Genomic DNA, 6532 nt, shown 5'->3' on the forward strand with positions numbered 1-6532 from the left:
AAGGGGAGATTAAGGAACTAAAATTTTCAATTCACGAAGAATGTGACACAGCTTGATCATCGGCATGCCCATCAAAGTGGTCTGGTCTTGCCCGATCATTTCTTCAAACAGGCTGATGCCGAGGCTTTCACATTTGAAACTGCCGGCACAATGCAGTGGCTGTTCAATCGCGACATAACGTTCAATTTCGGCTTTGGACAGTTTACGGAACTTGACTTTATAGTGCTCGACCAGCGTTCGTTCATAACCAGTAGCCTGCTGTTGCACACTGAGTGCAGTACTAAAATAGACAATCTTGTCCGAATTGGCCTGTAACTGGCGAATGGCTTTTTCAGGGGTTAAAGGTTTGCCAATAAAAATATCTGGTGCGCCTTCACGCCATGCCACCTGATCCGAACCAATCACAATCGCTTCAGGATTTTTCTCAGCAATATATTTGGCTTTCTCAAAAGCCAGCCGCTTGGCCAAATCATCTGCGTGATTTTCACCGCGAGGAGACTCATCGATATCCGGTACTAGAGAAATATAATCAATATGCAGGCGATCCATCAACTCTTTACGGGTTTGGCTGGAGGATGCCAAAATAATCTGTACAGCATTCATTAGACAGCATATTCCTCAAGAATATTTAAAGGTACATAAGACAGCACCGCTTTATGGCAGGCTTGCAGCTTGATCGGGGGGGCTTGACCTGCTTCATAGGCTTCGACCCAGCGTGTCACGCAGAGGCACCAGAAATCACCGGGTTGCAGGCCAGGGAAGTCCAGCTCTGGCAAAGGTGTGATCAGGTCATTGCCCACTTTTTGCGAGAAATTGAGAAATTCCGACGTCATCTGCGCGCATACCGTATGCTGCCCCAGATCAGTGGTCGCAGTATGGCAAAAGCCATTGCGGAAATAACCGGTAATCGGATCGAAGCAGCAGCTTGATAAAGGCTCACCTAACACATTCAAACGGTTAAGATTTGGATCAGGATGTATCGACATAGGCACTGAATCTAAAAGAAGCTTTTTTCTATCATAACAAAACTTTGGCATTCAGAATGTTTTCTGCAAAAGATGCTAACCTTTTTCTGCATAATCATTTAAAATCGGCTGGTTTTAATATCTATAAAGTGAGCTCTACATGAACTTTCAGCGTATGACTGACCTCGATTTAGCAGGGAAACGTGTTCTGATCCGTGAAGATTTAAACGTTCCTGTTAAAAATGGTGTGATCACCAGCGATGCGCGTCTTCGTGCAGCATTGCCAACCATTCAAGCAGCAGTTGAAAAAGGCGCTGCAGTGATGGTGTATTCTCACCTTGGTCGTCCGGTTGAAGGTGAGCCTAAAGCTGAACAATCGCTTGCACCTGTAGCGGCTTACTTGACTGAAGCTTTGGGTCAAGACGTAAAATTATTGACCGACTACCTAGATGGCGTTGAGGTTCAGCCGGGTCAAGTTGTGTTACTTGAGAACTGCCGTTTTAACGTTGGTGAGAAGAAAAACAATCCTGAACTTGCTGCAAAATATGCAGCGCTGTGTGATGTATTCGTGATGGATGCATTCGGTACAGCGCACCGTGCAGAAGCATCGACTGAAGGCGTAGCGCGTCTTGCTAAAGTTGCAGCAGCAGGTCCTTTATTGGCAGCTGAACTTGATGCACTAGGCCGTGCACTTAAGACACCTGAAAAGCCAATGGTGGCAATTGTTGCGGGTTCTAAAGTATCGACTAAACTTGATGTGTTGACTTCACTGTCTGACATCTGCGATCAATTGATCGTGGGTGGTGGTATTGCCAATACTTTCCTTGCTGCGGCAGGCTATAACGTTGGTAAGTCACTGTGTGAAAAAGATCTGATCGATACTGCAAAAGCCATTGCTGCAAAAGTATCAGTGCCACTTCCAACTGACGTTGTGGTTGCCGATGCTTCTGAAATCAACTTTGAAGATTTCCTGGGTTCATTGGCTGCTGCGAAAGCAACTGTGAAAAATGTTGCCGATGTTGCTGATAACGACATGATTCTGGATGTAGGTCCGGAAACTGCGAAAGCATTTGCAGAAATCCTGAAAACCTCTAAAACCATTCTCTGGAATGGCCCGGTGGGTGTGTTTGAAGTCGATCAATTCGGCGAAGGTACCAAAACTTTATCTTTAGCGATTGCTGAATCTGCCGGTTTCTCGATCGCGGGTGGTGGTGACACATTAGCTGCAATCGACAAGTACGAAGTAGCAGATAAAATTGGCTATATTTCTACGGGTGGTGGTGCATTCCTCGAATTCGTTGAAGGTAAAACCCTTCCTGCAGTTGCCGTACTCTTAGAACGTGCTTGATTGCATGTCCTAAGCTAAAAAGCTGGCCAAGTGCCAGCTTTTTTATGTCATTTTTTTGACAATGAAAACTTACCCTTCATGGCTTCGTCATGAAAATGCAATAAATCTGTCATAAGATGCAGTCATTAAATCACCAAATGATGAGATCACGTGATGAAAAAACAGTTAACTTTGGCGGCTTTATTCGCTGCATCATTGGCACTGACTGCATGTGCGAAACAGGAAAATGCACCGGTCGCTGAAACAGAAAGCTCGGCAGCAGTGGCCAATGAGACTATAACGCCAGAGCAGCAAGCAGCCATTGATGCTATTGACCAGCCAGTTTTAGATGAAAAAAATACCGATATTCCAGCTGAAATTGCCAATGCGCCAGCAGATGAAGCAACTGCAGACCAGTCAGTTACAGCGACTTCTGAGCCTGTAGCACCTTAATCCAGTGCATGTGAGATAAAATCCCTGCAAAAGCAGGGATTTTTTTTAAATAGTGTTATTTGTTGCTGAATTGAAACCTTTGAACATGTAGAATATGTGGCATTCACTGGGAGGATATTATGGCTCTTATTTCATTGCGCCAGCTCTTGGATCACGCCGGCGAACATGCTTACGGCGTACCAGCATTTAACGTAAACAACTTAGAACAAATGCGTGCAATTATGCTTGCAGCAGATGCAACCAATTCACCTGTTATCGTACAAGCATCTGCGGGTGCGCGTAAATATGCAGGCGCTCCGTTCTTGCGTCACCTGATTTTGGCTGCAATTGAAGAATGGCCACATATTCCAGTGGTAATGCACCAAGACCACGGAACCAGCCCTGACATTTGCCAACGTTCAATCCAGCTCGGCTTTTCATCAGTGATGATGGACGGCTCACTTGGTGAAGATGGCAAAACCCCAACTTCATACGAATACAACGTTGATGTGACTCGTCGTACGGTTCAAATGGCACATGCATGTGGCGTTTCTGTAGAAGGTGAGATCGGTTGTTTAGGTAGCCTTGAAACAGGTATGGCGGGTGAAGAAGATGGCGTGGGCGCAGAAGGCGTACTGGATCATTCTCAACTCCTGACTTCAGTTGAAGAAGCACGTAGTTTCGTTGCAGATACCAATGTGGATGCGCTGGCGATTGCTGTAGGTACTTCACACGGTGCGTACAAATTTACGCGTCCACCTACAGGCGATATTCTGGCGATTGACCGCATTAAAGAAATTCATGCGGCACTTCCAAATACGCATTTGGTTATGCACGGTTCAAGCTCTGTGCCACAAGAGTGGTTGGCAGTAATTAACCAGTATGGCGGCGACATCAAGGAAACTTATGGTGTTCCGGTTGAGCAGCTGGTTGAAGCGATCAAACATGGCGTGCGTAAAATCAACATCGATACTGACTTGCGTTTAGCATCTACAGGTGCAATGCGTCGTATGATGGCAGAAAAACCAAGCGAATTCGATCCACGTAAATTCTTCAGCGCAACTGTAGACGCAATGAAGCAAATCTGTATCGATCGTTACGAAGCTTTCGGTACTGCAGGTAATGCAGACAAGATTCGCCCAATTTCTTTAGAGAAAATGGTGTCGTACTATAATAAATAATTCCCAGTGAATCATTTATAGAAAAAGCCCACAGCGAATGTGGGCTTTTTTGTAGACTGATAAAGATCAAGAATAAGAGCAGCATATGGAACTGATTTTCGCAGCAGCGCTGTGTAGCGTTGTGGTCTCAATATTATTAAAAGTCGCCAAAAACAGAGGGCTGAGTCCGATCCACATGATTAGCTGGAATTATGCCACCGCCAGCTTGTTGTGCTTTTTCTGGTTCAAGCCGGATATCCAGCATATTTCGCCAAGCCAGACACCATGGTTCCTCATTCTGGCATTGGGTATTTTGCTTCCGAGCGTATTTCTGTTGCTGGCCAAAGCCTTAGAAAGCGCTGGAATTTTAAAAACAGAAATCGCCCAGCGGCTTTCTGTAGTCTTGTCACTGGCGGCGGCTTATTTTATTTTTCAGGAACAGTTTAATCAGCTGAAAATACTCGGTATTGCCCTAGGTATTGGCGCAGTGCTGTGTATTTTATTTTCACATCGGCAAGGATCAGGACAGGGCAGTCAGGGCATGTTGTATCTGGGCTTGGTCTGGGTCGGTTATGCATTGATTGATGTATTGTTGAAATATACGACCAGTCTAGGTTTGCAATTCGCCGTGGCGCTGAATCTGATGTTTGTTTGTGCCCTGATCATTTCGATGGGCTATCTGTTATTCAAATATAAAAGCTTGGGCTCCATGCAGAATATAGGCGCTGGTCTGTTATTGGGTGTCCTGAATTTTGCCAATATTGCTTTCTATGTCAAAGCCCATATGCTGCTCAAGGATTCACCTGCGATCGTCTTCGCCGGCATGAATATTCTGGTGGTGGTGTTTGGAGTCATTGCAGGTCTGGTATTCTTTAAAGAGCGGCTCAAACCTGCAAGTACTGTAGGGTTGCTGCTAGGCTTGACTAGTGTGATTTGCCTAGCTTATGCAATGTCTGTTTGACATAAGAAGATGCAAATTCAATCGGATGCCGGAGCAGGTCGCCTGCTTCGGCCAGTCCAAGCAGTAAACCCGCCTGTTGGCAGTCAGGACAGTGCGGATAACGATGCTGTTGATCTTGGTAGTGTTGGAGATAAATTTTATCGCAATGATGGCATGCAAATTTCAGGGATTTGGAGGTAAGGAGCGACATAGATGACCTCTATTGTTATTCTATTGGATGACAATTAAATAAAGCAAAAAATAGGCCCGAACTGATATGGAAAGGGGCGCCTGGCCCCTTTTATAGCATAAGATCCTTACAGTTTGGTGAAAATGTCTTCAGCGGGTAGACGTGATTTCGGCAGTTTGGCATTGAAGTCATTTTCACTGCGATAACCCAAAGTCAGCAAGACAGAGGGAATTAAACCCTGTTCTGCGAGTTGTAATTCTTCACTAATTATCTCTTCATCAAAGCCGCCAATTGGTGTGGCATCGACACCTTCAATTCCGGCAGCCAACAGCATCTGACCGAGCGCAATAAAGGTCTGATTTTCAGCCCAGCGCTGAATGTCACCTTTTTCATTACGATAATAATGAATATAGCCTGCACGGGTGTTTTTCTGACCTTCTTTGGCCGATTCATCTTTAAAACGCCCGCTGAGATCATCGCGATTCAGTAAGTTTTCCAGATGCAGCTCATTAATATCGGCTTTGGTGCAAAATAAAATAGTATGCGAAGAATCCAGAACTTTGGGTGCATTGTAGGCATAAGTACCGATCAAGGCTTTGGCAATGCGCTGTTTGGCGGCATCATGATCGGCAATAAAAAAATGCCAAGGCTGAATATTGATCGAAGAAGGTGCAAAACGCAAAACTTCTAATAAACGTTCAAACTGGGCTGCCGGGATTTTCTTGCTAGGATCATAGGCTTTGGTGGCATAGCGGGTCTGTGTGATCTTGAGTAAATCCATCAATGGACTCCAATTTTTTTAAATAAAATGAGGTTAGATGCTCTGGGTCTATAAAATTTTCAGATCTGGGGATTATTACAATAAAACAGCATCAGGCAAAGTCTGTTGTTTAATGATCTTGATATAGATTCAAGCAAAACTTAGTGTTGAATCAGATGAAAACCCGGTTTTTGTCTATTGGCATTTTTTAGCAAGAAGCGTGGAAGAGTAAGTATCGCCGGCAATGTGCAAATGGGGCAGTGAATGCAGTTTACAATTATTTTAAAGATCAACTGAAGACCTGGCAGAAAATCGCGTGGTGGATTGGACTGTAAAATGCCGGAAATGAATCTGAGTGAATAGGCTGTAGAGATTTTTATTTTCTATCAGGAATAATCTGGTTATTTAAATCCAAGTGAATGTTAATGAACCGCTACAAAGAGGAACAATTTGTACGAAAAATAGCTTAGAGAATAGCGCTGATAAAGTGTGCAAAATAATTATTTAAAAGAATAGGGTTAGTCTTTATTTGTAATGACAATGTGTGTTTGCTTTCTAGTAAATAAGCATGTATACTTATAAACACTTCGAGTGGGTATAGTTCCCGCTTTTATTATTTCTAGCTAATTGTGATTCACTTTTGGTTCAAGCTTGAGCTTGAATAACATCTAGTAACTACAGAATTATTATACAAATTTGGTTTTCTTAATCTCTTTGTACAGTCACAAAAAGCTCATTTTATGAGTAAATATTTTGAA

The 6532-nt window shown here is 43.8% G+C and carries 8 protein-coding genes; 4 read left to right on the top strand and 4 right to left on the bottom strand.

Annotation, left to right across the window (positions count from 1 at the left end; translation table 11 throughout):
• Positions 1–9 precede the first annotated feature (9 nt).
• The gene (locus FTV48_RS08810) at positions 10–603 is read right to left on the bottom strand and encodes a nucleoside triphosphate pyrophosphatase (RefSeq protein ID WP_180000054.1); all 594 of its coding nucleotides are present in this window, start codon (positions 601–603) and stop codon (positions 10–12) included.
• Positions 603–986, bottom strand: a complete 384-nt coding sequence (locus tag FTV48_RS08815) for a DUF2237 family protein (RefSeq protein ID WP_005096732.1) — start codon at positions 984–986, stop codon at positions 603–605. Before FTV48_RS08815 ends, FTV48_RS08810 begins: the two co-directional genes overlap by 1 nt.
• Positions 987–1125: 139 nt before the next feature.
• Between FTV48_RS08815 and FTV48_RS08820 the strand changes: the two genes are divergently transcribed.
• From FTV48_RS08820 to FTV48_RS08835, 4 genes are all read left to right on the top strand, one after another.
• The gene (locus FTV48_RS08820; protein ID WP_180000056.1) at positions 1126–2313 is read left to right on the top strand and encodes a phosphoglycerate kinase; all 1188 of its coding nucleotides are present in this window, start codon (positions 1126–1128) and stop codon (positions 2311–2313) included.
• A gap of 153 nt (positions 2314–2466) precedes the next feature.
• Positions 2467–2745 carry a hypothetical protein gene (locus FTV48_RS08825; RefSeq protein ID WP_005171152.1) on the top strand — a complete coding sequence of 93 codons (279 nt, stop codon included), beginning with the start codon at positions 2467–2469 and terminating at the stop codon, positions 2743–2745.
• A 119-nt stretch (positions 2746–2864) separates the two neighbouring features.
• A complete protein-coding gene (fba, locus tag FTV48_RS08830) occupies positions 2865–3905 on the top strand; it encodes a class II fructose-bisphosphate aldolase (RefSeq protein WP_005096736.1) in 1041 nt (346 codons plus the stop codon).
• Between the two features lie 85 nt (positions 3906–3990).
• Positions 3991–4845 (top strand): DMT family transporter, encoded by an 855-nt coding sequence (locus FTV48_RS08835; RefSeq protein WP_180000058.1) that lies wholly within the window; start codon positions 3991–3993, stop codon positions 4843–4845.
• Here the strand turns inward: FTV48_RS08835 and FTV48_RS14945 are convergent.
• Both FTV48_RS14945 and nfsB read right to left on the bottom strand, forming a co-directional pair.
• Positions 4808–5035, bottom strand: coding sequence for a hypothetical protein (locus tag FTV48_RS14945; protein WP_253602642.1), 228 nt, complete (start codon positions 5033–5035; stop codon positions 4808–4810). The two genes, FTV48_RS08835 and FTV48_RS14945, sit on opposite strands and share 38 nt — an antisense overlap.
• 106 nt (positions 5036–5141) lie before the next feature.
• On the bottom strand, positions 5142–5795 hold the full coding sequence (gene nfsB / locus FTV48_RS08845) for an oxygen-insensitive NAD(P)H nitroreductase (RefSeq protein WP_005096739.1): 654 nt from the start codon (positions 5793–5795) through the stop codon (positions 5142–5144).
• Between the last annotated feature and the right edge of the window lie 737 nt (positions 5796–6532).

It is taken from the genome of Acinetobacter sp. YH18001 (assembly GCF_013416975.1).
Classification (GTDB): domain Bacteria; phylum Pseudomonadota; class Gammaproteobacteria; order Pseudomonadales; family Moraxellaceae; genus Acinetobacter; species Acinetobacter pseudolwoffii.

Excerpts from the sequence above, each read along its gene's own strand:
- FTV48_RS08810 (WP_180000054.1), bottom strand. The coding sequence starts at position 603 with ATGAATGCTGTACAGATTATTTTGGCATCCTCCAGCCAAACCCGTAAA.
- FTV48_RS08815 (WP_005096732.1), bottom strand. The coding sequence starts at position 986 with ATGTCGATACATCCTGATCCAAATCTTAACCGTTTGAATGTGTTAGGT.
- FTV48_RS08820 (WP_180000056.1), top strand. The coding sequence starts at position 1,126 with ATGAACTTTCAGCGTATGACTGACCTCGATTTAGCAGGGAAACGTGTT.
- FTV48_RS08825 (WP_005171152.1), top strand. The coding sequence starts at position 2,467 with ATGAAAAAACAGTTAACTTTGGCGGCTTTATTCGCTGCATCATTGGCA.
- fba (WP_005096736.1), top strand. The coding sequence starts at position 2,865 with ATGGCTCTTATTTCATTGCGCCAGCTCTTGGATCACGCCGGCGAACAT.
- FTV48_RS08835 (WP_180000058.1), top strand. The coding sequence starts at position 3,991 with ATGGAACTGATTTTCGCAGCAGCGCTGTGTAGCGTTGTGGTCTCAATA.
- FTV48_RS14945 (WP_253602642.1), bottom strand. The coding sequence starts at position 5,035 with ATGTCGCTCCTTACCTCCAAATCCCTGAAATTTGCATGCCATCATTGC.
- nfsB (WP_005096739.1), bottom strand. The coding sequence starts at position 5,795 with ATGGATTTACTCAAGATCACACAGACCCGCTATGCCACCAAAGCCTAT.